Origin of the sequence: Burkholderia sp. LMG 13014, from assembly GCF_905232215.1 — a bacterium.
Classification (GTDB): domain Bacteria; phylum Pseudomonadota; class Gammaproteobacteria; order Burkholderiales; family Burkholderiaceae; genus Burkholderia.
In genome coordinates this window covers 1-2,761 of record NZ_CAJNKE010000708.1, presented here as the reverse complement: position 1 = coordinate 2,761, position 2,761 = coordinate 1, and the positions used below count along the sequence as shown (strand labels likewise).

Genomic DNA, 2,761 nt, shown 5'->3' with positions numbered 1-2,761 from the left:
TGTACACGTCGACCTGCCAGGCCTGCCACGCGGCAGGCGTACTCGGCGCGCCGAAGTTCGGCAGCAAGGAAGACTGGGCGCCGCGCCTGAAGGACTCGATGGATACGGTCTACAACTACGCGCTGCACGGCAAGGGCGCGATGCCGCCGAAGGGCGGGTCGAGCGCGTCGGACGCCGATGTGAAGGCCGCCGTCGACTACATGGTCAACTCGGCGAAGTAAGCACGCCGCCACCAGCCGGCCCGTAAAAAAACCCCCGCGCTGCGCAAGCATCGCGGGGGTTTCGTTTTGTTCGGCGGAAGCGGCCGGTCCGGCCGCCGGCGCACGCTCACTTCTGCAGCAATGCCTTCAGGCTCGCGAGCCGGTCCTTCGGCGACATCGGCGCCTCTTCCGGCGTAGGCGGCGGCGCTTCGTCGAGCCCCATCTCCGGGATGAAGCGCGACGGTTCGCACACGACCGTCTCGCGCGCCCGCTTGCGCTTCTTGCACCAGTTCAGGTGCAGGCTGCGCTGCGCCCGCGTGATCGCCACGTACATCAGCCGGCGCTCCTCCTCGATCCGCTCGCTGTCGATCGGGCCATCGTCCTCGCTGCCGCCGCGGTGCGGCATGATGCCTTCCTCGACGCCGACCAGGAACACGTGCGGATACTCGAGCCCCTTCGACGCATGGACGGTCGACAGCCGCACGGCGTCCGGGTCTTCATCCTTGCCCTCGAGCATCGACATCAGCGCGACGGTCTGGATCAGGCCGAGCAGGTTCTTGCCCGTATCGGCGAGCCCGTCCGCGTTGTGGAAGCCATTCGCCTCGCCGTCGACGGCCTCCGTCTCGGGCTTGGTGCCCTTGCGCTTCAGCCATTCGAGGAATTCGAGCACGTTCTGCCACTTCGACTGCGCCTGCCGCTCGTCGAACGCGTCGTACAGGTACGCCTCGTAGTGGATCGCCTCCATCATGTCGTCGAGCACGGCGGTCGCGGGATCCTTGTCCGCGCGCTCGGTCAGGCGCTGGATGAAGTCGCAGAACATCCGCAGCGGCTCGACCTGCCGCGCGGACAGCCGCGCCTCGATCCCGCCCATGTACACGGCCTCGAACAGCGACACCTTCGCCTGGCCCGCGAACGAGCCGAGAGCTTCGAGCGTCGTGTTGCCGATCCCGCGGCGCGGCGTGGTGACCGCGCGGATGAACGCGGGATCGTCGTCGGCGTTCGCGATCAGCCGCAGGTACGCGCACAGATCCTTGATCTCGGCCTTGTCGAAGAACGACTGGCCGCCCGACAGCACGTACGGGATCCGCTCGCGCCGCAGCACCTGCTCGAAGATCCGCGCCTGGAAGTTGCCGCGGTACAGGATCGCGTAGTCGCGGAACTGCGCGCGCCGCTCGAACTTGTGCGCGGACAGCCGGAACACGACCGATTCGGCTTCATGCTCCTCGTCGTTGCACGGCGTGACGGTGATCGAATCGCCCATCCCGTGCTCGGACCACAGCTTCTTCTCGAACAGCTTCGGGTTGTTCGCGATCACGTTGTTCGCGGCGGTCAGGATGCGCACCGTCGACCGGTAGTTCTGCTCGAGCTTGACCAGGTGCAGTTTCGGGAAATCCTTGCCGAGCTGCGCGAGGTTCTCGAGCGTCGCGCCGCGCCAGCCGTAGATCGCCTGGTCGTCGTCGCCCACCGCGGTGAACGCCGCGCGCGGGCCGGCGAGCAGCTTCAGCAGCTCGTACTGGCACGCGTTGGTGTCCTGGTACTCGTCGATCAGCAGGTAGCGCAGCTTGTTCTGCCAGCGGTCGCGCACCTGTTCGTTCTTCGCGAACAGCTCGGCGGGCAGGCGGATCAGGTCGTCGAAGTCGACGGCCTGGTACGCATGCAGCGTCGCGACGTAGTTGCGGTAGACCAGCGCGGCCTGGTGCTCGTCCTCGTTGGCCGCGATCGTCATCGCTTCGTCGGGCATGATCAGGCCGTTCTTCCACAGCGAGATCGTGCTCTGGATCTTGCGGATCAGACCCTTGTCGGTCGTGCCGATCTGCTCCTGGATCATCCCGAAGCAGTCGTCCGAATCCATGATCGAGAACTGCGGCTTCAGGCCGACGTGCTCGGCCTCCTGGCGCAGGATCTGCACGCCGAGCGAGTGGAACGTGCAGACGGTGAGCTGGTTGACGGGCACCTTGCGGCCTTCCTTGCCGGGCGTGGTGAGCGTCTTGCCCTCGAGCAGCTTCGACACGCGCTCGCGCATTTCGGCGGCCGCCTTGTTCGTGAACGTGACGGCGGCGATGTGGCGCGGCTCGAAGCCTTTCGCTTCGATCAGGTGCGCGATCTTCTGCGTGATCACGCGGGTCTTGCCGCTGCCCGCGCCGGCGAGCACGAGACAGGGACCGTCGAGGTAGCGCACCGCTTCGTTCTGGGCGGGATTGAGGCCTGCGGACATGATGGCGGATGGTGTTGCGGTTGACGGCGGAACGCCGGGAGGATGCCGTGCGCGGCAGGCTGGCGAAGCAGGCGGACACGCGGGCAGGACGGGCATGTTAACACGTCGGCGACGTGCTTTTCTGGAGCGCCGCCGGACGGGGCCGCGCGGGCTGATCCCGCGGCCGCCCCCCTGTCCGTTCGGTCAATCCGGCCCCGTTCGCGCACCGATCGGCCACAATATGTCCACCCGGCGGCACCCCGCGCCGGCCCGCTTGAACCACCTGAACCACCTGAACCGCCTGAATCGTCACCGGATCGACATCATGGGATACCCGTTCGCCACCGCTGCCCTCGGCCCGCTGCTG

At 67.1% G+C, this 2,761-nt stretch carries 2 protein-coding genes; one reads left to right on the top strand and one right to left on the bottom strand.

What is annotated here, in order from left to right:
• Positions 1–221, top strand: a 221-nt coding sequence (locus JYJ84_RS33420) for a cytochrome c5 family protein (protein WP_205190038.1), incomplete at its 5' end; no start/stop codon positions are given.
• Positions 222–327: 106 nt separating this feature from the next.
• Here the strand turns inward: JYJ84_RS33420 and JYJ84_RS33415 are convergent.
• Positions 328–2,415 (bottom strand): UvrD-helicase domain-containing protein, encoded by a 2,088-nt coding sequence (locus JYJ84_RS33415; RefSeq protein WP_175222277.1) that lies wholly within the window; start codon positions 2,413–2,415, stop codon positions 328–330.
• Positions 2,416–2,761 lie beyond the last annotated feature (346 nt).